Annotated in this window: 1 pseudogene; it reads left to right on the top strand. The window is 37.4% G+C overall.

Features of this window, described 5'->3' with window-relative positions:
• Window positions 1-230: pseudogene (locus tag RYX56_RS25625) on the top strand (D-alanyl-D-alanine carboxypeptidase); the annotation flags it as partial.

The following is a 230-nucleotide window of genomic DNA, read 5'->3' as shown; positions in this document are numbered from 1 at the left end:
CGAAACAAGCGAATGCACAAGCATCATTAAATGTAAATGCTGACGGAGCCATATTAGTTGATGGAGAAACAGGCAAGGTTTTATATGAAAAGAATGCGGACAGTCCACTTGGAATTGCCAGTATGACGAAAATGATGACGGAATATCTATTGCTTGATGCCGTAAAACAAGGAAAAGTAAAATGGAATCAAGAGTATTCTGTCAGTGACCTTGTATATAAAATTTCCCAA

Origin of the sequence: Alkalihalophilus lindianensis (assembly GCF_032843265.1) — a bacterium.
Classification (GTDB): Bacteria; Bacillota; Bacilli; order Bacillales; family Bacillaceae_D; genus Alkalihalophilus; species Alkalihalophilus lindianensis.
The sequence above is the reverse complement of the archived record's forward strand: the minus strand, read 5'-3'. Positions and strand labels throughout refer to the sequence as shown.